This is a genomic window from Parasphingorhabdus sp. SCSIO 66989 (genome assembly GCF_032852305.1).
In the GTDB taxonomy this organism is placed as follows: domain Bacteria; phylum Pseudomonadota; class Alphaproteobacteria; order Sphingomonadales; family Sphingomonadaceae; genus Alterisphingorhabdus; species Alterisphingorhabdus coralli.
Window position 1 is genome coordinate 152,887 of the sequence record NZ_CP136594.1, and the last position, 22,260, is coordinate 175,146.

Annotated in this window: 20 protein-coding genes and 1 tRNA gene; 9 read left to right on the top strand and 12 right to left on the bottom strand. The window is 58.9% G+C overall.

Annotation, left to right across the window (positions count from 1 at the left end; genetic code table 11):
- Positions 1 to 79 precede the first annotated feature (79 nt).
- The 5 genes from RB602_RS00730 to pepN all read right to left on the bottom strand — a co-directional run bounded on the left by RB602_RS00730 (position 80) and on the right by pepN (position 7,238).
- Positions 80 to 1,399 carry a cystathionine gamma-synthase family protein gene (locus RB602_RS00730; protein WP_317082046.1) on the bottom strand — a complete coding sequence of 440 codons (1,320 nt, stop codon included), beginning with the start codon at positions 1,397 to 1,399 and terminating at the stop codon, positions 80 to 82.
- 200 nt (positions 1,400 to 1,599) lie between these two features.
- The gene (locus tag RB602_RS00735) at positions 1,600 to 1,950 is read right to left on the bottom strand and encodes a DUF2513 domain-containing protein (RefSeq protein WP_317082047.1); all 351 of its coding nucleotides are present in this window, start codon (positions 1,948 to 1,950) and stop codon (positions 1,600 to 1,602) included.
- Positions 1,951 to 1,977: 27 nt separating this feature from the next.
- Positions 1,978 to 3,429, bottom strand: a complete 1,452-nt coding sequence (locus RB602_RS00740; RefSeq protein WP_317082049.1) for an SLC13 family permease — start codon at positions 3,427 to 3,429, stop codon at positions 1,978 to 1,980.
- 418 nt (positions 3,430 to 3,847) lie between these two features.
- Positions 3,848 to 4,573: a peptidoglycan editing factor PgeF gene (gene pgeF / locus RB602_RS00745; RefSeq protein WP_406568426.1), complete on the bottom strand. Its 726-nt coding sequence runs from the start codon at positions 4,571 to 4,573 to the stop codon at positions 3,848 to 3,850.
- A 28-nt stretch (positions 4,574 to 4,601) separates the two neighbouring features.
- A complete protein-coding gene (gene pepN, locus RB602_RS00750) occupies positions 4,602 to 7,238 on the bottom strand; it encodes an aminopeptidase N (RefSeq protein WP_317082053.1) in 2,637 nt (878 codons plus the stop codon).
- Positions 7,239 to 7,473: 235 nt separating this feature from the next.
- Here pepN and RB602_RS00755 point away from each other — a divergent pair, with 235 nt between their 5' ends.
- Entirely contained in the window at positions 7,474 to 8,316 is an 843-nt protein-coding gene (locus RB602_RS00755) for a Rossmann-fold NAD(P)-binding domain-containing protein (RefSeq protein WP_317082055.1), read from the top strand.
- A 262-nt stretch (positions 8,317 to 8,578) separates the two neighbouring features.
- On the opposite strand, the gene RB602_RS00760 is transcribed toward RB602_RS00755, so the two are convergent.
- Positions 8,579 to 9,484 carry a DMT family transporter gene (locus tag RB602_RS00760; RefSeq protein ID WP_406568427.1) on the bottom strand — a complete coding sequence of 302 codons (906 nt, stop codon included), beginning with the start codon at positions 9,482 to 9,484 and terminating at the stop codon, positions 8,579 to 8,581.
- 29 nt (positions 9,485 to 9,513) lie between these two features.
- Positions 9,514 to 10,533, bottom strand: a complete 1,020-nt coding sequence (locus RB602_RS00765; protein WP_317082057.1) for a threonine aldolase family protein — start codon at positions 10,531 to 10,533, stop codon at positions 9,514 to 9,516.
- 124 nt (positions 10,534 to 10,657) lie between these two features.
- Here RB602_RS00765 and RB602_RS00770 point away from each other — a divergent pair, with 124 nt between their 5' ends.
- The gene (locus tag RB602_RS00770) at positions 10,658 to 12,151 is read left to right on the top strand and encodes an amidase family protein (RefSeq protein WP_317082059.1); all 1,494 of its coding nucleotides are present in this window, start codon (positions 10,658 to 10,660) and stop codon (positions 12,149 to 12,151) included.
- A gap of 20 nt (positions 12,152 to 12,171) precedes the next feature.
- On the opposite strand, the gene RB602_RS00775 is transcribed toward RB602_RS00770, so the two are convergent.
- Both RB602_RS00775 and RB602_RS00780 read right to left on the bottom strand, forming a co-directional pair.
- The gene (locus RB602_RS00775; protein ID WP_317082060.1) at positions 12,172 to 12,681 is read right to left on the bottom strand and encodes a GlcG/HbpS family heme-binding protein; all 510 of its coding nucleotides are present in this window, start codon (positions 12,679 to 12,681) and stop codon (positions 12,172 to 12,174) included.
- Between the two features lie 82 nt (positions 12,682 to 12,763).
- A tRNA-Thr gene (locus RB602_RS00780) sits at positions 12,764 to 12,838 on the bottom strand.
- Positions 12,839 to 12,973: 135 nt separating this feature from the next.
- On the opposite strand from RB602_RS00780, the gene RB602_RS00785 reads away from it, so the two are divergent.
- A complete protein-coding gene (locus tag RB602_RS00785; RefSeq protein ID WP_317082062.1) occupies positions 12,974 to 13,123 on the top strand; it encodes a hypothetical protein in 150 nt (49 codons plus the stop codon).
- Here the strand turns inward: RB602_RS00785 and RB602_RS00790 are convergent.
- The 3 genes from RB602_RS00790 to RB602_RS00800 form a co-directional block, all read right to left on the bottom strand.
- Complete coding sequence (locus tag RB602_RS00790; RefSeq protein WP_317082064.1) at positions 13,120 to 13,635, bottom strand: acyl-CoA thioesterase; 516 nt, start codon at positions 13,633 to 13,635, stop codon at positions 13,120 to 13,122. The genes RB602_RS00785 and RB602_RS00790 overlap by 4 nt on opposite strands.
- Positions 13,636 to 13,656: 21 nt before the next feature.
- Positions 13,657 to 14,043, bottom strand: coding sequence for a VOC family protein (locus tag RB602_RS00795; RefSeq protein WP_317082066.1), 387 nt, complete (start codon positions 14,041 to 14,043; stop codon positions 13,657 to 13,659).
- A gap of 79 nt (positions 14,044 to 14,122) precedes the next feature.
- On the bottom strand, positions 14,123 to 15,910 hold the full coding sequence (locus tag RB602_RS00800; RefSeq protein WP_317084604.1) for an aminopeptidase P family protein: 1,788 nt from the start codon (positions 15,908 to 15,910) through the stop codon (positions 14,123 to 14,125).
- Between the two features lie 120 nt (positions 15,911 to 16,030).
- Here RB602_RS00800 and RB602_RS00805 point away from each other — a divergent pair, with 120 nt between their 5' ends.
- The 6 genes from RB602_RS00805 (at position 16,031) to RB602_RS00830 (ending at position 22,255) form a co-directional block, all read left to right on the top strand.
- Positions 16,031 to 18,184 (top strand): S9 family peptidase, encoded by a 2,154-nt coding sequence (locus tag RB602_RS00805; protein ID WP_406568379.1) that lies wholly within the window; start codon positions 16,031 to 16,033, stop codon positions 18,182 to 18,184.
- A gap of 248 nt (positions 18,185 to 18,432) precedes the next feature.
- Entirely contained in the window at positions 18,433 to 18,723 is a 291-nt protein-coding gene (locus RB602_RS00810) for a type II toxin-antitoxin system TacA family antitoxin (protein WP_317082067.1), read from the top strand.
- A 9-nt stretch (positions 18,724 to 18,732) separates the two neighbouring features.
- Entirely contained in the window at positions 18,733 to 19,221 is a 489-nt protein-coding gene (locus RB602_RS00815; RefSeq protein WP_317082068.1) for a GNAT family N-acetyltransferase, read from the top strand.
- A complete protein-coding gene (locus RB602_RS00820) occupies positions 19,218 to 19,616 on the top strand; it encodes an acyl-CoA thioesterase (protein ID WP_317082070.1) in 399 nt (132 codons plus the stop codon). The genes RB602_RS00815 and RB602_RS00820 overlap by 4 nt, the downstream gene beginning before the upstream one ends.
- 65 nt (positions 19,617 to 19,681) lie before the next feature.
- On the top strand, positions 19,682 to 21,616 hold the full coding sequence (locus RB602_RS00825) for an acyltransferase family protein (protein ID WP_317082072.1): 1,935 nt from the start codon (positions 19,682 to 19,684) through the stop codon (positions 21,614 to 21,616).
- Between the two features lie 51 nt (positions 21,617 to 21,667).
- Positions 21,668 to 22,255 carry a GbsR/MarR family transcriptional regulator gene (locus RB602_RS00830; RefSeq protein ID WP_317082074.1) on the top strand — a complete coding sequence of 196 codons (588 nt, stop codon included), beginning with the start codon at positions 21,668 to 21,670 and terminating at the stop codon, positions 22,253 to 22,255.
- Positions 22,256 to 22,260 lie beyond the last annotated feature (5 nt).

Below are 22,260 nucleotides of genomic sequence, written 5' to 3' on the forward strand. Positions count from 1 at the left end.
TGGCTTTTATGAAACTGTCTCGCGCAGTGGTAACTGGAAAACCCTCCCCTCCCGCGAACAGGAGGGGGTGATAGAAGGATTACACCGCCGCCAAGGCCTGATCAAAGTCAGCGATCAGATCATCGGCATCCTCGATACCGATCGAAATGCGCACCAGATTATCGGTGATGCCCAGCTGCGCCCGGCGTTCGCGCGGGACGGAGAGGTGTGTCATCGCCGCCGGGTGGCTGGCCAGAGTCTCGGTGCCGCCAAGGCTGACGGCCAGCTTGGCGATTTTTAAGGAGTCGAGGAAGCGGAAGCTCTCTTCCTCGCCCCCCTTGATAAACACCGAGAAGGTGGAGCCCGCGCCGAGGCAATGGCGGTTATAAATATCCTGCTGGCGAGCGTCCGAGATCATGCCGAGATAGCCCAGCCCCTCGACCTTGGGGTGGTCGCCAAGAAATTCGCACACCTTGGCCGCGTTTTCGCCCGCACGTTGCATGCGCAGTTCGACCGTCTCCAGTGAACGCATCAGCATCCAGGCGGTATTGGGGTCGCAAATGCCGCCCATGGTGTTGCGTAATGCCCGCACCGGGTCGATCCATTTCTTCGCACCGGCAATCGAGCCAGCAACAAGGTCCGAATGACCGCCGACATATTTGGTGAGGCTGTACACAACCACATCCGCACCATGTTCCAATGGCCGCTGCCACAGCGGGCCAAGAAACGTATTGTCAATGGCGATCGGCGGGCCATCTTCGCCTAACACCGCATCGCGCGACGCCGATACCGCCTCAATATCCACCAGCGCATTGGTCGGATTGCCGGGGCTTTCGAGATAGACCAAAGCGACCTTGCCGCCCTGCTGCTCGGCTTGGGCTTTCGCTTGCTCCAGCACCGCGTCGAGTTCCTCGCGCGTCGCACCGGCGGGGAAATCGACATAAGTCACGCCATATTTGCTTAGCCATTTGGCGACAAATCCTTCGCTGGCGGCATAGAGCGGGCCCGAATGGACAATCACATCCCCCGCCGAACACAGCGCCAGCATCATCACGCAGATCGCGGTCATGCCGCTGGAAAAGGCCAGCGCATCCTCCGCGCCATCCCAGACGCCGAGACGGTCTTCCAGAATCTCCTGATTGGGGCCGTTAAAGCGCGAATAAACCAGCCCTTCGGCACCACCGGGGCGCTTGCCGGTAATGCCCTCAAAATGACGCTTGCCCGCCGCAGCGTTCTCAAAGGCGAAGGTCGATGTCTGGAAGATCGGGGGTTTGAGCGACCCCTCGGACAAAGCCGGGTCAAAGCCATGCCCCATCATCAGAGTCGCAGGCTTTAATTTGCGCCCGGCAATTTCCTCAATCGCCGGCTTGGGCTTGCGGCGCGGGGTTGGGGTATCGATAGAATCGCTGGTCTCTGCCATATGAAATCCTCCCTATAGGGCGCTGCCGGATATGTGAGTCTCTGTACGACCGACACCGCCCGAAAGCGCTCCCAGGAAGGCGGGAGCAATTAGTGATACTGGGCTTGGCGCAATTTCCTAACCTCCGCAGGAATGAACCGCCAGCTACCATATTTGGAATAACTTTTCGCGCTAGGAATAGCAATATACTGATAAGGACATTACATCGTAGGGAGACCTAATTCAGAGGCTTTCAGCTTAATATAACCGGAAGCCAATTCACCTATAAGTTTAATACCCCAAGAGCCGACTTTTTCAGCTCCATCTTTGGTTTTTCGCCAGATTTCTGGATCTCGAACCTTATCCAGAAACTCGTAGCCTTCCCAACTGATGCTGAATGCACCACTTGGCATTTTATCAATGAATCCTGCGGATTGAAGCATAGTCAAATGGGCAATTGTCTTCTCGCGGTTATCATCAAAGATAGGCAACTCACCAAGCATAAAAAGGCGCTCGTCCTGCTCCTCCATCCAAAGCAGCATTTCTCTGATTGTCTCCATATCGCGTTTCATTTCACAAAGCCCTAAATCGAAGTGTAGTTATACTAAAGTTGCCACCAGCCACACCGCCCCCACCATCAACGGCACACCCGCCACATCGAGCAAAAACCCCGCCTTCAACATCCGTGGCAAAGATATATGATCGCTGGCCCAGGCGATGGCGTTGGGGCCGGTGCCGGAGGGCAGCATAAAGCCCCAGCTGGCGGCGAGTGCGGCGGGCATGGCGAGCAGCACCGGATCAACCCCCATGGCGAGGATCAGGCTGGCGACCACCGGCATGATCCCGCTTGCCGTTGCGACATTGCTGGCAAATTCGGTGACCAGTATCACCAACCCGACCAGTGCCACCGCGACCACAAGCAAGGGTACGGCAGATAGCGGTTCAAGCGCTGCGCCGAGCCAGTCAGCAAGCCCCGAAGCGATAATCCCCGCCGCCAGTGCGAGGCCGCCGCCGAACATCATGATCACACCCCAGGGCGCGCGATTGGCCTCTTTCCAGACCAGCAAAGGCCGCCCGGTGCCATCGGGCAGGATGAACAGCAACAGGCCGCCGATAATCGCGATGCTGCCATCATGCAGCGCCCCGGCGGGCAATTGCGGCTTGACCAGAGGCAGCACCAACCACCCGGTGACGACGAACAGGATCACCGGCACCAACCGCTTTTCCGGCAGCGTCCATGCACCGGCATAGCCTATGGCGGTGCGCGCGACCGCGACATCGAAACTGTCCGACCCCAACCGCTGCACCCGCGCCAGGATCAGCGCGCAAATAGGGATGCCCAGCACCACCACCGGCAGGCCATAGCTGGCCCAGCTGACAAAGGTGACCTCGATCGACAATGTCTCGTTGATCAGGCCGGCGGCAATGGCATTGGTCGGCGAGCCCACCAATGTGCCCAGCCCACCGATTGAGGCGGCAAAGGCAATGCCCATAAGCAGCGCCCCGGCAAAACCCTCTGTCTCGCCCGGTTTTACTCCGCCTGCCGCCAGCACCGCGACGGCAATCGGCACCATGATCAGCGTCGTTGAGGTGTTGGAAATCAGCATCGACAGCAGCGCGGTGGCAATCATAAAGGCGAGCATGAGACTTATGCTGCTGCCACTGCCCGCGCGGCGGATAATCGCCAGCGCCAGCCTTTTATGCAGCCCGGTGCGTTCAATCGCCAGCGCCAGAAACGCGCCGCCCAATATCAGGAACAATATCGGCGAATAGAATTTCGACGCGGCGGTGTTGACGTCCATCACCCCGGTCAGCGGCATCACCAGAAACGGCAGCAAGGCTGTGGCGGTGAGCGGCAGCGCCTGGGTCATCCACCATGTCGCCATCCATAAGGTCAGCCCCGCCATCGCCCAAGCCGGGTCGGCCATGCCCAAGGGTGCGGGGAATATCAGCGTTGCCAGCATCGCCACCGGCCCGGCGACGAGGCCGATATTCTCGGCGGTGTTGCGGCCTGTTTTCGCGGTTTCCGGTGACAGGGGTGTAGTGGTCATTGAGGCGCTATAGCGCAAAAATTGCAATGCGTTAGCCCTGTTGGAGAGGGCGCTGTTTCATAAAAGCCACAAAGGGAAAAAGTAAAAAAGGGGTCGTGCTGTGTTGGACCGTGTTGGTGCAAACGCCGATATCAGCTCTTGCTGTCAAATAGCACTTGGTTTTTCGTCCCCAAAGGGGACGGGGATTTTCCCGCAGATCTTCCCCAGGGTGATAGGAAGCAATGGCGGGCCGAAACTATATGCTTGATACGCCCTCTTCTTTCCTTTTTCCCTTTGTGGCTTTTATGAAACTTCAAGCGGGCAAAAAGGAACGAGATTGAGGTTTCACAGAACCGCTCCGTTCGCCTCGAGCGAAGTCGAGAGGCAGATGCACGCGGTGGGCCGTGTCTCGACTGCGCTCGACACGAACGGTTGGAGGTTAGGCACGCAACCCAATCATCCCCAATTGCCGCCCCTCATTATCGCGGGCCTCATGCGTCGCGCGGCGGTGGCTGAAGAAGCGGTCGGGCTGGGTATAGGTGTCCTCGCCCATACAGGCCACAGTGTGCACGCCACAGCCCGAGAGCCGCGCGGCGATATAGCCTTCGAGATCAAATTGATGATGCTCGCTATCCTTGCCCGCGCCGAAAAAGCGGTCATTTTCGGCATTGGCTTCACAGAATTTGCGGTAGAAACCGCTATCCACCTCATAGCTTTTCTGCGCGATGCACGGGCCGATCGCGGCGATGATATTTTCGCGGGTCGCACCCAGCTTTTCCATCGCGTCCACCGTTGCATCTGTCACCCCCGCCAGTGCGCCCTGCCATCCGGCATGGGCTGCGCCAACAACGCCTGCCGCATCATCGGCGAGCAGCACCGGGGCGCAATCCGCACCCAATACGCCGAGCAGGATATTCGGCTGGTCGGTCACCATCGCGTCGGCCTTGGGGCGATTGGCATCATCCCATGGCGCGCTGACCGTGACCACTTCGGCGGAATGGATCTGATAGACACCGACCAGCGGCGCATCAGCAAGCACCGCGCCGGCCCATAGCCTGCGGTTGGTTTGGGCCGTGGCGAGATCACCACCGCCTGCCAGCCCGGTATTGCCCAGATCAGCCAAGTCCTCGGCGCGCGTGGTGAAGCCATGCGCGATACGGTCCATGTCGTCAAAGGCGGAACAGCTCAGGAGCTTAGCCAAGGCTCTTGACCACCTGCTCGGTGGTGTCACGCGACAGGCCATCCACATTGCGGATACGCTCCAGCTCGGCGCGCATCAGCCCGGCGCGGCCCTCATCGAACCGCCGCCAGCGGCCCAGAGGCGGGATAAAGCGCGCCGCGGTCTGCGCGTTTTTGGGGTCGAGCGCGATCACCATATCGGCGAGCATGCGATAGCCCTGCCCGCTGGCATGGTGGAAGGCAGAAGGATTGCCGGCCAGCGCGCCATAAAGTGAGCGCACCCGATTGGGATTAGCCAGGGTGAAATCAGGATGCTTGGCCAGCGCGGCGATATGTTCGAGTACATCGGGATGGAAGCTCAGCGCCTGTAGCGAGAACCATTTGTCGAGCACCAGCGCATTGTCCTTATAGCGCGTATAGAACGCATCGAGCGCCTGTTCGCGCAGCGGATGCTCCATCCCCGCTAAGGAGGCCAGCGCGGTCTGCCGGTCGGTCATATTATCGGCGGCCTCAAAATGCGCATGCGCGGTTCCCGCGGCATCGCCCACCTCTCCGGCGACGAGATAGGCCAGCGCCAACCCACGCATCCGCCGCGCACCCCGCGCTGCGCCATCCATGGCAAAGCCCGATGGCGCGAGTTTGACATAATGCTGCTGCCACTGCTCGGCCAAATTTGCGCCGAGCATCTTGCGCATCGCCTGGCGCGCCTGATTTACCCGATCGGGGCGGATTACCGCCATCTGCTCGCCGACAAAGCTCTCGCTTGGCAGGGTAAGCAATTCAGCGCGCATCGCTTCTTCCAGCCGGTCATCGGCGAGGATATCGGCAAAGACCTGCGCCAGCATCGCGTCGTCAATGACCTCGGCCTCGCTACCGCTGGCTTCAGAGACCAAACGCTCGGTCACCAGCTGTTGCAGCGCCTCATAACGGGCGAAACTGTCATCATCATGCCGCGCGAGAAAGGCGAGCGTCTCGACATCCTGTCCGCTCGACAGGGTGACGGGGGCGGAGAAACCACGATTGATGGAAAGCGCCGGGGGTGCATCAAAGCCATCAAAGGTGAAGCGCTGTTCCGCTTCTTCGAGTACCAGCAACTGCTCGCCTTTATGCTGTCCGGTGGCACGGTCGATTAGCGCGGTTTTGAGCGGGAGCACCATCGGTTGCTTGTCCGACTGACCCGGTGTGTCGGGCACGCTCTGGCTGATCGTCAGGGTTGCGGTTTTGGCTTGCGGGTCATGGTCCAGCTTGGCCGTGACCTGCGGCGTCCCCGCCTGCTCATACCAGCGGCGGAAAACCGTCAGGTCAAGCCCTGCACCATCCTCCATCGCCAGCACAAAATCCTCGCATGTCGCCGCCTCGCCATCATGGCGATCGAAATAAAGATCCGTGGCTTTGCGGAAGCCATCATCCCCAGCAAGCGTCGCCATCATACGGATGACTTCGGCGCCCTTGTTATACACTGTAGCGGTGTAGAAATTGGAGATTTCCATATAGCTGTCGGGGCGGATGGGGTGCGCCAGCGGGCCGCCATCTTCGGGAAATTGCGCCGCGCGCAGCACCCGCACGTCCTCGATCCGCTTGACCGGGGCGCTGCCCATATCGGCGGAGAAGCTCTGGTCTCGGAACACGGTAAAGCCCTCTTTCAACGAGAGCTGGAACCAGTCGCGACAGGTAACGCGATTGCCCGACCAGTTGTGAAAATATTCATGCGCGACAACGCCCTCAATCGCGTCGAAATCGGCATCGGTTGCGGTATCGGGATCGGCCAGAATATAGCGCGAATTGAAGATGTTAAGGCCCTTATTCTCCATCGCCCCCATATTGAAATCGCTGACCGCGACGATGTTGAACACGGCCAGATCATATTCGCGGCCATAGCGTTCCTCATCCCAGCGCATCGAGTTTTTCAGCGCCGTCATCGCATGGCCGGTGCGCTCCAGATCGCCAGTGCCGGGACGCACCCATATAGCGAGATCGACCTCTTTGCCCGACATAGTGGTGAAGCTGTCGCGATTGGCGACCAGATCGCCGGCCACGAGCGCGAAGAGATAGCTCGGCTTGGGCCAGGGGTCATGCCATTCGGCAAGATGCCGCCCATCTTCCAGCGCCTCTTCACGCACCAGATTGCCATTGGAGAGCAGCACCGGAAAGCGCTCTTTGTCGGCACGCATTTCGACGGTGTAGCGGCTCAGCACATCAGGCCGGTCAGGGAAGAAGGTAATCCGCCGGAACCCCTCCGCCTCGCATTGGGTGCACAGCATATCGTTAGAGGCATACAGCCCCATAAGCTGCGTATTCTTGTCGGGCTGAATCCGCGTGGTGATGCTGATACGGTGGGCATCACCCGACAGCGGCAGGATAAGCGCGCCTTCTTCCAGCCGCCAGTCATTCGAAGCCGCACCATCGACCAACACTTCCTCCGGCTCCAGCCCATCACCTTCCAGCCGCAGCGGCTCGCCATGATCACCATTGCGCGTCACCTGAATATCGGCTTGCACCAGCGTCTCGGCGAGATCGAGATCAAAGCCGAGCGCGACATCGGGCACCAGCCAATCGGGCGGGCGATAGTCCTTGCGATAAATGGTGGGCGGCGTTGGCGGCGTCGCGGCTTCGGCCAGTTCCTTGTTCGGGGCGTGCGGATTGTCAGACATGGCGCAGACTCTTACGCCCCATTGCCAATGGCCGCAATTGCGATTGTTGGCAGAGCATTCTAAAACTGGCGAGTATATAGCCCCTCCCCTTTAGGGGAGGGGTTGGGGTGGGGGGCGTCCCTCAGGTGCAGCGCAAGTGGATATCCCCCACCCCGCTGCGACTAAATTCGCTGCGCTCATTAAGTCTCACTGCCCCTCCCCTAAAGGAGGAGGGGAGAATAAGGGTCAACAATATATGCCTAACCTCCACCTCTTTATCTTCGGCATGGGCTATACCGCACTCCATTTAGCCGCGACACTGCACGAGCAAGGCTGGCAGATTTCCGGCACCACGCGGCGCGGGGGCGCTGTCGGCAATGGCTTTACCGCCACGACCTTTGCTAATCCTGAAGCCGTTTTGGCAAGATTGGAAAGCGCAACCCATATCCTCTCCTCGGTCCCACCCGATCGCGACACCGGCACCGATCCGGTGCTCGACAATTATGGCGAGGCCATAGCCAACGCCGGAGCCAATAAATGGGTCGGCTACATCTCTGCCACCGGGGTCTATGGCGATGTTGAGGGCGCATGGGTTGATGAAAGCGCGCCGATAGGTTCGGGCCGTCGCACCGCGCGCGCGGCGGCGGATCTCGGCTGGCAGGACTTGCGCGATGATGTGCGCGTTTTTCGCCTGCCCGGCATTTATGGCCCCGGGCGCAGCGTACTTGACCGGCTGCGCGATGGCAGCGCGCGTTCCATCGACAAGCCGGGACAGGTATTCAGCCGCTGCCATGTTGCGGATATTGCCAGCGGCATCATCGCCGGATTTTCCGGACCGCCGGGCGTCTATAATCTCGCCGATGATCAGCCCTGCGCCCAGCATCTCGTCACCAGCTATGGCGCTGAGCTACTTGGCATGGACCCGCCGCCACTGCAGAGCATGGAAGAGGCCGAACTCTCCCCCATGGCGCGCAAATTCTACAGCGAGAACCGCCGCGTGGCGAACGGCAAGGCCAAGCGGGTTCTGGGTTGGGAGCCGTTATATCCGACCTATAAGCATGGGTTGCGCGCTATTCTTGAGGGCGAGAGTGGCGGCTAGGGCCATAAGGGTTTCATAAAAGCCAAAAAGGGAAAAAGTATAAAAGGGCTCTCACCATATTGTTACCGTTGGTCATAGCCAACTTATGCATGTTCCCGTTGCACACTCAGCAGCATTTTTTGTCCCCAAAGGGGACGGGATTGATGCTGCATCCTTTCCGCGAGCCGATGCCATTCGGCAATGTGCTAAGGTCGAGACATGGCGCAGCCTCTTCTTTCCTTTTTCCCTTTGTGGCTTTTATGAAACCAAACAAAGCGCAACACTATCCCCGCCGCGCCTGCATGGCGATCACCAGACCCGCCATCGCCAATAGGCCACCAACCACTGCCAGCATGGACCAGATATAGCCCTCAAACAGCGTCGAAAACACCATCGCCACCACCGGGACGATGGTGCTGGAATAGGCGGCGCGGCCGGGGCCGATGCGGCGGATCAAGGCAAAATAGAGGGGAAATGTCACCACCGATCCGGCCAGTGCCAGATAGGCGATACCGCCCCAATAGCTCCAGCGCCATTCCACTACCGGCGCGCCGACCGTTAGGAGGGCATAGGCCGCATTGATCACCACACCCCAGAGCATCGCCCAGGCGAGCATGGTAATGATCGGCCAGCGTTGCAGCGCACTGGTCCCCTGCATCACATTGGCAATCGACGCGCACAAAATGCCCAGAACGGTAAAGCCTATGCCGAGCCACAGCGCATCGAAGCTTTGCCCGGCAGCCTCAAATTCATGCACGAACAGCGCCACCACCCCGGCCATGGCGAGAAGCGAGCCGATGAGAAACAGACCGCTGATCCGCTGCTTGAGAAACAGCGCGCCAAACAGCGCATTGGGGATAATCAGCAGTGCAAACATCACCGCGACCAGCCCCGAGGTGACATAAAGCTCGGCGCGATAGACAAAGTTGAAGTTGCCGCTGAACTGAAACAGGCCAATCAATATCGCCCAGAAATGGCCCTGGCGATCCAGCATCAACGGCAGGCCACGGACCCGCGCCAGCACAAACATCGCGGCGGCGGCGAGAATGAAGCGGTAACAGACTGACCAGCTGGGCGGCACTACCGAGAGCTGATCGCGGATCACAATCCATGTGCCGCCCCAGATCAACGACACGGTGATGAAGGGGAGCAGCACCGATGGCTGCCAGAAGCTGGTTTCGCCGGTAATATCGCGCGGGGCCTGCGCGGTTGTGTCGCTCACAGCGCCGCTATCGCATCGGCCAGCGGTCGCACCGCCTCGGCATCCTGATTCCAGCTGGTGACAAAGCGGGCCTCACCGCCTGCCTCTGGCATCACCACGCCCCAATCGTAAAAATCGAAACCCTTTGCCCGCAGCGCATCGGCCTCGCCCGGGCCGAGTTTCAGAAACACCTCATTCGTCTGCACCGGATAGAGCAAACGATCCCCGGCCGCCTCGGCAATCAGCGTTGCACCGGCATTGGCGGCACGGGCATTGCTCAACCACAGATCACCCTCCAGCATCGCCAAAAGCTGCGCCGCCACATAGCGGCCCTTGGACATTAAATGCCCGGCGCGCTTCAGCCGATAGCGCGTGTCCTTCGCCAGATCACGGTCAAACAGGATAAGCGCCTCGGCATTCATCGCGCCATTTTTGACGCAGCCGAAGCTCAGCGCATCGACACCTGCGCGCCATGTCAGATCAGCAGGCGATGCGCCCGTACTGGCGACGGCATTGGCAAAGCGTGCGCCATCCAGATGAAAACCAAGCCCGCGCTCTTTGCACACAGCCCCCAGCGCTGCCATTTCCTCCGGCGAATAGGTCAGGCCATATTCGCTGGCATTGGTCACCGAAAGCGCCGCCGCCTGCACCTGATGCACATCATCGCGGATTGCGGCCAGCGTATTGGTGACTGCATCGGGGGCGACTTTGGCCCCCTCACCGTCCACCAGCATCAGCTTGGCACCATGGGTATAGAAACCCGGTGCGCCGCACTCATCCTGTTCAATATGCGCCAGCCTGTGGCAGATGATGCCCTTATGCGGCGGACATAAAGCCGCCAGCGCCAGACTGTTGGCAGCGGTGCCGGTGGCGACCCAGATGGCGGTCACCTCGGTCTCAAACACTTGCGAAAAGGCCGCGTCGAGCTTCTGACTCCAAGCATCGCCATCATAGGGTGCATCGATCTGATCGGCGTCGATAATCGCCTGCATCACCTGAGGATGCACCGGCGCGGCATTGTCGGAGAAAAACTGCATATTCAGCGCCGTATCGCGCTCATCGCCGTGCCGCAAGCGATAAGCGAAAAGACGTAAAATCCACCTTGGCTGATGGACATTTCCGCCTGCCTAGCGCTAGGCTGAAAAGAAAAAGGAGAGGAACATGGATTGCACAAGACGGCAGATGATGGCCGGTATGACATCGACATTCGCGCTGGCTTCATTGGGTGGATGCAAAGAGGCGGATATCCCCGGCGGTGAGAGCGATTTGACCAAGCTCGACGGTGTTTCGCAAGCGTCGCTTATCGCCGACGGGCATATGAGCGCGGAAGAGGCCGTAACTGCCGCGCTTGAGAGAATCGAAAAAGTCGATCCCGAGATCAACGCCTTTGTCGATGTGCGCCCCGAACAGGCGCTGGAAAAAGCGCGCAATCTGCCCTTTCCTGACCGTCCCTATTCCGGCCTGCCCTATGCGCTGAAAGACCTGAACGAATATCCCGGCATGAAATGGGAGCGCGGGACCGCGATGTTCAAAGGTGCGATGGGCGAAAAGAAAACGCCCTATACCCAGAAGATTGACGAGACCGGCGTCATCATACTCGGCAAGACCGCGACGCCGGAATTTGGCCTGCTCGGCACCACCGAACCACTGGCCTATAAATCCTGTAAGAACCCGTGGAATACCGGTCATAGCGCGGGTGGCTCAAGCGGTGGGGCCGCAGCAGCGGTGGCGGCGCGGATCATCCCGATTGCGCAGGCCAGCGATGGCGGCGGCTCAATCCGCAACCCGGCGGCGCAATGCGGTCTGGTTGGACTGAAACCATCGCGCGGGCGCTTTCCCGATCAGGGCAATCCGGCGCGCGCCATTGATCTCAGCATCAAACATTGTGTCAGCCTGTCGGTGCGTGACAATGCCCTGATGCTGGCGCTGACCGAAGCCGAGAACGGCCCGCTAGACCCTGTTGGCCTGGTGAAGCAAAGCGAAACAACGCCGAAGCGCATTGCAGTCACCGTAAATGACCTGCAGGGCAGACCACCGCATCCCGATGTTGCCAATGCGGTTATGGAGGCCGCCAAGCAGCTGGAAGAGCTGGGGCATCAGGTGGAGATGGTGGACGCAGGTCCGGGCGTCTCTGACGAGATTACCGATGACTTTACCGTGCTATGGGGCGAGGCGGTTGTGCCGATTGTCGACGCTGCCAACAAGATGGCGGGCGGGTCAGCGCGCGATGCAGGCCTGTTGGAAGGATGGACGGTCGATCTGGCCGACAATGTCCGAAGCCTGTCCGAACAGGATGTCGCTGCAGCCTTTGTGCGGCTGGAGCGTGAAGCGGAGAAGATACGCACCTGGCTCGCCACCTATGATGCCTGGCTCACACCATCAGCCTCCATGCCCGCGCCCGAACTGGGCTGGACGCGCGGCGACCTGCCATTTGCGCAAAACTCTGACCGCTCTGGCCAGCTGGTCGGGCATTTTTCGATGCATAATCTTGCCGGCACGCCGAGCATCAGTCTGCCCTGGGGCCTGAGCGGAGGCCTGCCCATAGGCGTGTTGCTCAGCAGCGGGATCGGCAATGAAAAGACGCTGCTGGAGCTCAGTTATCAGATTGAAGAGGCGCGGCCATGGATCGACACGTTGCCGCCGGTCGTGGCCTAGCGGGCCGCTTTGCAGCGGATCTAGCGCACCCGTTCCGCCTGTAGCCCCGCCGCTGTGATGCCCGCCTTGGCGCAGGCTTCATCAGCCGAAGGAGCACCGCCGGACACACCGATTGCGCCCAATATCTGCTTTCCATCGGCGCTGTAGATCGGCACACCACCGGCTACGGTTACCACCGCAGGCGCATCGGCAAAGCCCGGCAGATTTTCGGCGCTGCGTTCCATACGCGATGTGGCAAAGCCCCAGAGCGCGGCCGCCTTGGCCTTTTCAGTGGCAAAGGCGGTATTACCCGGACGCGCGCCCTGCATCCGCAAAGCCGCGACCAGATGGCCGCCGCTATCGACAACGATGATGGAAAAGCGCTGCTGCTTCGCCTCGGCATCGGCAAAGCAGCCCTGCAGCACCGTCTGCGCCGACGCCGCATCAATCCCGCGCTCGGTCATGAGTTGGGCCGAGGCAGTTGTGGCAATCCCTGTCACTAAAATGGACAGGGCCATCAGGCGGGCCGTGAATCGTGATGGCAAACGCATATTGTGCTCCTGTCGGATCAACCGGAATACTGATACGCATAGTGGCGCAGGGCGGAAGAATTCGCAATGTCAGGAGAAGAAATGGTGCTGCTGGAGAGAATTGAACTCTCGACCTCAGCCTTACCAAGGATGCGCTCTACCACTGAGCTACAGCAGCCAACCATTTGTCTTTGCGCGTCATATAGCCCGCTAGTTGAAACGCGGCGTTAACGGCAGAGCGCGCCTATGCGAAGCGGGGCGGCATTTGTCAAGCATGTTGCGCTTGGCTTTTGTGCATGGCAGGGAAATCCGCATGAGTGCGAACAGCAAATCTGGCGGAAAAGGCGCTGAGGGCAAGGACAAGCCTATGAGCCGCGAGGAACGTCTGGCGGCGCAGTTGCGGGAAAATCTGCGCCGTCGCAAGGCGCAGAGCCGGGCTATGAAAGATGATGGTGAAGGCTAAGCCGCGCCCTCGCGCGTTGGGCTGATAGTCTCAAAGGCATTGACCGCCTCGATAAAGCCTTCGGCCACCGGTGAGACTTTCTCCGTCTCGCGATCAAACCAGACTTGCGTCAGCTTGACCGCATTGAGCAGCGTGCCATCGCGGATGATATGCACCAATGTCGAAAAGCTGGTGCGGCCGAAACGGGTGATACGCAGCGCGACATCGAGCATCTCATCGGCATGGGCCGGGGCACGGAAATCGACATCGGCATGGCGTACCCAGCAATCGCCGCCAAAATGGCCGAGAAAATCGGCGGCATGCAGGCTGGTCTCCTCGGGGAAGGTCGCCTCTGCCAGCGCGCGGAAATAGGCGGTAATGCCAATATCGGCATAGACCAGATAATTGGCGTTAAACACTATGCCCTGCATATCCGCCTCATTATAGCGCACACGCAGGGGGTGGATCAGCCGGAAACCGGCGCGCGGATCATCATTGTTCATCATCGACAATTCGCGCGCCTGTCTTTCCATGTCAACCGATCAAAAGGGCACTTACTCGGCCGGCGGCGCAGTCATGCAGAAGGCGTTGAGCTTGTTGCCATCCAAATCACGGAAATAGCCGGCATAAAAGCCGCCACCACGATCCCCCGGTGCGCCTTCATCACTGCCGCCCTCGGCAATCGCAATGTCATAGACGCGCTTTACCTGATCCGGGTCTTTGGCCAGCAACGCCACCATCACGCCATTGCCGACCGTCGCTTCATTGCCGTCAAAAGGCTTGGTGATCGAGATACCCGCACCAGGGCTTGCCATATCGCCCCAGGCGATGAAATTCTCTTCATCCATCATCCGGCCAAAGCCCAGTTCTTTGGCGATGGCATCATAGAATTTCGCGCCGCGCGCAATGTCTTTGGTGCCGAGTGTTACATATCCGATCATCGTGTCCGTCCTCCTCTAAGTATGAAAATCAGACGGAACATTGATAGAACAAAGTGATTCGGTCAAGCGTGATTTTGGATCATTCGCCCAAAGGTGCACAGGCAGCGGTAAGCCACGCGAGCGCCTCGCCTTCGAGCTGCGGTCCGACCACTTGCATCACCTTCTTGTGATAGCGATTGACCCAGCCGAGTTGTGCCTTGCTGAGCATCACGACCTCGATCAGAGTGCGGTCAATCGGCGCGAAGGTGAGCGTATCAAAGCCGAGCATCGACTGCTCCGCGCCTTCGACTGCGCGCTCCTCGACCAGCACCAAGTTTTCAATACGGATGCCATATTCATCGGTCTTGTAATAGCCGGGCTCATTGGAGCAAATCATGCCCGGCACCAATGGCTCATTCATACCGCCAAAGCTGGCGATGCGCTGAGGCCCCTCATGTACGCCGAGATAGCTGCCGACACCATGGCCGGTGCCATGGGCATAGTCGACGCCATCGGCCCAGAGATATTGCCGCGCCAATGCATCGAGCTGGCCGCCTGTGGTGCCCTTGGGGAAGATGGCGCAGGCGAGCGCGATATGCCCCTGCAGCACCTGGGTAAAGCGCTTGCGCATTTCTGCGGTCGGTTCGCCCACTGCCATGGTGCGGGTAACATCGGTGGTGCCGTCGAGATATTGCCCGCCCGAATCGACCAGATAAAGGCTGTTCATCGTGATCGGTAGATTGGTTTCTTCGCTCACGCGATAATGGCAGATAGCGCCATTGGAGGACGCACCGGAAATGGTGTCAAAGCTGAGGTCTTTCAGCGCGCCGGTATCTTCGCGGAATTGCTGTAATCTGGCCGCGACCGACAGTTCATCCTGTCCACCTTTGGGGGCTTCCACCGAGAACCAGTGCAGGAATCGGCTCAGCGCCGCCCCATCACGTGCCTGCGCCGAGCGATGGCCAGAAACTTCCGTGTCATTCTTGACCGCCTTGGCCAGCACTGTCGGGTCACGCTTCTCGCTAATCTGCGCGCCTGCATCGGTAAGCGTCTGGAAAATCGCCGCGACCGCCCGCTCCGGGTCCACCGCTACCGATTTACCCGTCAGCTCTGCCAAGGCCGAAGGGAAAGCCACATAATCATGCACGGCGACCTTGTTGCCGAGATGCGCGCGTACCGCATCGGTCAGCTTTTTCGGCGCGACAAACAGATCGGCACTGCCATCCTGATGCACCAGGGCATAGGACAATGCCACCGGCGTATGCAGTACATCATCACCACGGACATTGAACAGCCACGCCACCGAATCGAGCGCCGAGACAATCACCGCATCATGGCCCTCTGTCTTGAGCCATTCGGCAACATCGTTACGCTTGTCCTCGGCGGACTTGCCGGCAAATTCGGCGGGATGGACCACCATCGGCGCGTCAGAACGTTCCGGCTGATCGGCCCAGACCGCATCAATTGGGTTGCTCTCCACCGCAACCGCCCTGGCGCCCTTTTTCGCCAGCGCCTTTTCCAGCGCGGTCACAAAAGCGCGGGTATGCAGCCAGGCATCATAGCCAATGACATCGCCCTCACGCGCATGATCGCCGAGCCATGCGGTCACAGACTGGTCAGCGATACCGACATAATCATAATGGCGGCCATCAACCTGATCGCGCACCTGTATGGTATAGCGGCCATCGGTGAAGATCGCCGCGCTCTCGGCCATCACCACCGCGGTTCCCGCCGAACCGCCAAAGCCGGTCAGCCATTCGAGCCGCTGGGCATAGTTGCCGATATATTCCGACATATGCTCATCGCAGATCGGCACGATAAAGCCGGTCAGTTCCTGTTTCTTCATCTGCTCGCGCAGTGCCGCCAGCCGCGCCTCATGGGTGGACATGAGCATGATGGTTCTCCCTTGCAAAAGCCTGTTGGCTTCAACATAGTCGCCCCATCCTGATTGCGCCAGTACCTCCAGCGCTGGCCCATTCATTCCCAAATGCTCCCGATGGAGATCATCATGCGTCTTACACTTATTCCCCTCACTCTGGCGGCTGCCTTGCTGACACCCGGCATCGCGTCTGCTCAGGACACTGCACAAGAAGAGAAAGTCACCCCCATGTCGCAACCGCCAATGGCCGAACAGCGTCCCTATAGTTTTGAAGCCCATGGCATCACCGTGGAGGACCCGTATTTCTGGCTGAAGGATCAGAGCTATCCCAAGGTCGACGACGAAGATGTCCTGGACTATCTCAAAGCAGAAAATGCCTGGTTCGAGCAAAATATGGCGGCGCACAAGCCGCTGATCGACACGCTGTTTGCCGAGATGAAGGGCCGGATCAAGGAAGACGACAGCTCGGTGCCGCAAAAGGATGGCGACTGGATATATTGGACCGAATTTGAGGAAGGCGCGCAATATCGCAAATGGTATCGCAAGCCGGTTTCGGGCGGCGACAAGGTGCTGATCCTTGACGAAACAGAACTGGCCAAAGACAAGGAATATTTCCGTCTCGGCGCGTTTTCGGTCAGCCCCGATGGCAATCTGCTCGCCTATGCCGCCGATGACAATGGCTCGGAGCGGTTTGATGCCCGGATCAAGGATCTGCGCACCGGCGAACTGCTTCCCGACACCATCCCCGGCACGCTGTCCAGCCTGATCTGGCGCGCTGACTCGGGCGCTCTGCTCTATGGTCTCGCCAATGAGAATTGGCGCACCGACAATGCGCGGCTGCATGTGCTCGGTACCCCGGTGGAGGATGATGTCGAGCTCTATAAGGAGAGCGATGAGGGCTATCGCGTCGGCATAGGCACCACATCGAACGAGAAATATATCGTCATCGCCACCGGGGACAATGAGACCAGCGAAGTGCGGCTGGTGCCCGCCGATAATCCTACCGCCGAGCCGATATTGGTCGCCCCGCGCAAAAAGGGTCGCGAATATTCGGTCGAGGAGCGCGATGGCACGCTCTATATTCACAGCAATGACGAGCATATCAATTTCCGCCTCGCCACCGCCAGCATCGACAATCCCGGCGAATGGGCAACGCTGATCGCGGGCTCCGACGCCTTCTATATGACCGGCATGGAGGCCTATAAGGACTTCTACGTCATCGAAGGCCGCCGTGACGGTCTCGATCAGGTGGAAATCCGCTATTATGATGACCCAGACCGGGTCGAGCCGATCCAGTTCCCCGAGGCGAGCTATAATGCCGGGACAAGCAATAATCCCGAATGGGATGTCACCAAGCTGCGGCTTGGCTATGAGTCGATGGTCACGCCCGACACTGTTTATGACTATGATGTCGCGGCAAAGACGCTCGAAACGCTGAAGGTGCAGGAAATCCCCTCGGGCTATGATGCCGCGGAATATCGCACCGAGCGCGTCACCATTGAAGCACGCGATGGCGCGATGGTGCCGGTCTCTCTGGTCTATCACAAGGACACCAAACTCGACGGCGGCGCGCCGCTGCATCTCTATGCCTATGGCGCCTATGGCTATGCCGTGCCGCCCAATTTCTCGACCACAAGACTCAGCCTTGTCGATCGCGGCTTTGTCTATGCCATCGCCCATATTCGCGGCGGCGATGATCTGGGCCGCCAATGGTATCTCGACGGCAAGCTGAAGGCGCGCACCAATACCTTTAACGACTTTGTCGATGTTGCCCGCGGACTGGCGGCGAAAAACTATACCGCACTCGGCCGCATCACCGCCAGTGGCGGCTCGGCCGGCGGGGAGCTGATGGGGGCAATCGTCAACAGCGACCCGGAAATCTGGGGCGCAGTGGCGGCGCATGTGCCGTTCGTCGATGTGCTCAACACGATGATGGATGAGAGCCTGCCACTGACCCCGGGCGAATGGCCCGAATGGGGCAATCCGATCACAAGCAAGGAGGATTTCGAATTTATCCGCTCCTACAGCCCCTATGATCAGGTATCGGCGCAGAATTACCCGCCGCTGCTGGTCACCGCCGGCCTCAACGATCCGCGCGTCACCTATTGGGAACCCGCCAAATGGGTCGCCAAGCTGCGCAACACCAAGACCGACGACAATATGCTGCTCTTAAAAACCAATATGGGCGCAGGCCATGGCGGCAAGTCAGGGCGTTTTGACTCGCTCTATGAGACGGCGGAGGAGTTTGCGTTTATCCTGTGGCAGATGGAGATGGCGGAGTAAGAGTTAGAGCAGGCCAGTATCGTCCCGAATCATGATCGGTTATCTGGCTCTCATTATCCTCTCACTGACCGCGCTTGTGATCACAAGAATCGCGATCAAAAGGAATCGGCAATGGCAGCTGCTCTTGCCGGTTCCTATTTATATGGCGGTACTCTTTCTGGCGACTGCATTGCTTATCGCAGATATCAGATATCAGGCTCACATTTCACTGTATTGACATTGTATATACGCAACTGCATATACAAGGTATGCAACAGGCCGAACCATCCTCCACCAGCAAGAGCACGATCAATCTGCGGATTGAGACACAGACGCGCGATATGATTGATACAGCGGCGGCGATGCTGGGCAAGACGCGCACCGAATTTATGGTCGAAAGCGCGCGGCTAAAGGCGATTGATGTCACCCTGGATCAACAGCTTTTTGCGCTTGATAGTGATGGCCATGCTGCTTTTACCGAAGCGCTGGACAATCCAGCGCCACCGGGCACCAAGCTGCGCGCGTTGCTCAAGCGCAAGCCCGCATGGGAGCAAAGCTGACCGTCCGGCATGGTTTCCGCGCCGCGCCCTCTCTCGGCAGAAGATGATCTGTCCGCTTTTGACTGTGGCGACCTGGCACTTAACCAGTGGCTCAGGCAAAAGGCGCTAAAGAATGAAAGCCGTTTCTCGCGCACCTATATTGTGTGTTCGGAGAGGCGTGTTGTCGGCTATTATGCCGTAGCGGCAGGATCGGTGCAGCGCGAGGCAGCGCCCTCGCGGTTGAAGCGCAATGCGCCCGACCCGATACCCGTTGCCATCCTGGGGCGACTGGCGGTTGACCAGTCATTTCAGGGGCAGGGATTGGGCAAAGATATGCTGGCCGATGGGCTGCGCCGCATGGCTCTGGCCTCGCGCAGCATTGGCATCGCCGCCATATTGGTGCAGGCCAAAGACGATGCAGCGCGCGACTTCTATCTCTCCTGCGCAGAATTTCTTTCGATGCCGGGCCAAGAACGCACTTTATTTCTGCCGATGGAAACCATAGTCGCAAGCCTATGACTCCTTTCACCCTCGCCTTCACGGCCCAATCGCAACACATTGACGAGCTTGGCCATGTCAACAACGCCGTGTGGGTACAGTGGATTCAGGATATCGCCACCGCGCATTGGGGCAGCATTGCGCCAGAAGAGATGCACCAGCGCTATATCTGGATGGTGACGCGGCACGAGATTGATTATCGCGGCAATATCGCGCTCGGCGAAAGCGTCACCGGGCGGACATGGATATCCGAACCACCACGCGGCGCGCGGTTCAACCGCAATGTCGCCTTTGACAATGCGCAAGGCAAGACCATCGTCCAAGCGGTCACCAGCTGGGCCTTGCTTGATCGGCAGACACAAAAACTGCTGCGTGTGCGTGAGGATATTACCGGGCTGTTCGGGGTGAACGCCTGATGAAAATATGTGCAAACAGCACTTGCCTATCGCTTTATTAACCATGTTTTGCGATTGGCCGTCATATGACCGCCATTGCCTATAGACCGGAGATAGATGGCCTGCGCGCGCTGGCTGTCTTACCGGTCATGCTGTTTCATGCCGGTTTTGCAGCCTTTTCCGGCGGCTATGTCGGGGTCGACATCTTCTTCGTCATCTCCGGCTATCTGATCACCTCGATCATCATCAACGAGGCGGAGCAGGGCCAGTTCTCGCTGCTGCGCTTCTATGAGCGGCGCGCGCGGCGGATTTTGCCGGCCTTGCTGCTGGTCATCGTCGCGACTTTGCCGCCATCCTATTTCTGGATGCTCGGCAGCCAATGGGATAATTATTCGGAAAGCCTGGTCGCGGTCGCATTATTTGCCAGCAATATATTGTTCTGGCTGCAGGATGGCTATTTTGCCGGACTATCCGAAGAAAAGCCGCTGCTGCACACATGGTCTTTGGCGGTGGAAGAGCAATATTATATTCTCTTCCCGCTTTTGTTGTTGCTGGTGCTGCGCTTTCGCCGTGACTGGCTGTTACCACTGATAATCGTGATTGCCGGTGCCAGCCTGGGTTGGGCCGAATATGCTGCGCGGGTCTGGCCCACTGCCAATTTCTATTTACTGCCCAGCCGTATCTGGGAACTCGCAGCGGGAGTCATATGCGCGCTGTGGCTGCGACAGGGTGGCAGAGAAAAGATAGCCCAAAAGAGCAGGACAGTGATCAACGCCGCCGCGATAGCCGGACTCGGCCTGATCGCGGCTTCCATTTTCCTGTTTACCGCCGCAACGCCCATTCCTTCGCTTCTGGCGCTAATGCCGGTGGGCGGCACCGCACTGATCATTGTGTTTGCCACGCGGCAAAGCTGGGTTGGCAAGGGGCTCAGTTTTCGCCCATTAGTGGCCATAGGGCTGATCAGCTATGGGGCCTATCTCTGGCACCAGCCGATCCTGGCCTATTACCGCATCAAAAGCTTTCACCACGACACAGTCACACTCTGCCTGTTGCTGCTGCTGTCCCTGGTCCTCGCGTGGATCAGCTATTATCTGGTTGAAAGGCCAATGCGTCACACGCTGCTCAAGGGCCGCTCACCCTTGCCTTTTCTCGGCCTTTCGTTGGCTGCTCTGGCCCTGCTTATCGCGATAGGCCTATGGGGCCGCTATATGCCACCTCAGCTGCCGCATGAAAGCCGCTATGGTGTCGCCACCAGTGCAGGCAATGGCAATGATTGGCGCATGCATTATGCAGCATCTGAAAATGAAGATCGCGAGGCGGGCATCATTCTCTATGGTGACAGCCAGGCGCAACAATATGCAGCGGCACTATTGACCAGGGCCAGAGACAGGCAGGCAAGTTTTGATTATCTCGGAGCGCCAAGCTGTATTGGCTTTGGCGACCTCTTCAGCCTCGTGCGCGGGACTATAGCCCGGCAATGCCGGGATAATCATCGTGCGATGAGGACCGCTTTGGAGAAGCATCCAGACCGCGTCTTGGTCATCGCGCAGGACTGGACCGCACCGCTGGCCGACAGCAAAGGCACACGACTAGGAAGCTCTGGGGCGGGTAAGGATGCCATGGCTGCTTCAGAACTGCGTAAACGGTTCACGGATTTCATAGAGGATCTGCCGGAAAGCCGAAAAGTCATTATCATCGGGCAGGTTCCGACAGCACGCGCGGCGCTTGAGACAATGGAACATGGCCCAGCGCGCTGCCAACAATATGTCGATGCCGAGTGCCCGGACCACTATCCTCGCCGCCATGGGCTTATGCGGGATTTCAATAGCGCTATGGCCAAGCTGGCAGCCAAGCACAGCAATATCATATTTATCGATCCCTATGCTGTTCTATGCGACTCAACCCACTGCTTCATCCGGCGCGACGGGGCTTTTATCTATTATGATGACCAGCATCTGACACCTTATGCCGCCCGGAATATCGCAGAACTGATCGATATGGCCATCGATACAGTGCGATAGAATCGGGTCAGGGGTTGACAGTACGCAGCAACAATGACAGATATTTCTGTCATGACAGAAATTACAGAGATCGCACCACAGAATGATTCGCCGCAGCAAGACAGCCTGCCGCCTGCGGTGCGGCAGTTTGTGCTGCATTGGGGCGAGATGGGTGGCCAATGGGGCGTCAACCGTACCGTGGCACAGATCCATGCTCTGCTCTATCTCGCCGAGCGGCCAATGCACGCCGAAGAGATTAGCGATCAGCTTGCTATCGCCCGCAGCAATGCTTCCAATTCGCTCAAGGAACTGATGGGCTGGAAGCTGATCCGCCGGGTGCCGATAATGGGTGACAGGCGCGACCATTTCACCGCCGAGCTGGATCTGTGGCAGATGATGACTCGCATTGCCGAGGGCCGCAAGCAGCGCGAGATTGACCCCGCTGTCGCCGCGCTCAGCATCTGTCGTGAAGAAGCCGCCAATGATCCGCGTATTTCGGCTGCCGCGCGTGAGCGGATTGAATCGATGCATGATTTTGTGACCACCATGGATGGCTGGTATTCGGAAATGATCACCATCCCCACCGGCACACTGGCACGGCTTATTAAAATGGGTCGCAAGGTGCTGAAATTCATCCCGAAAGGCAAAAAGGCGGACTGAGAAGG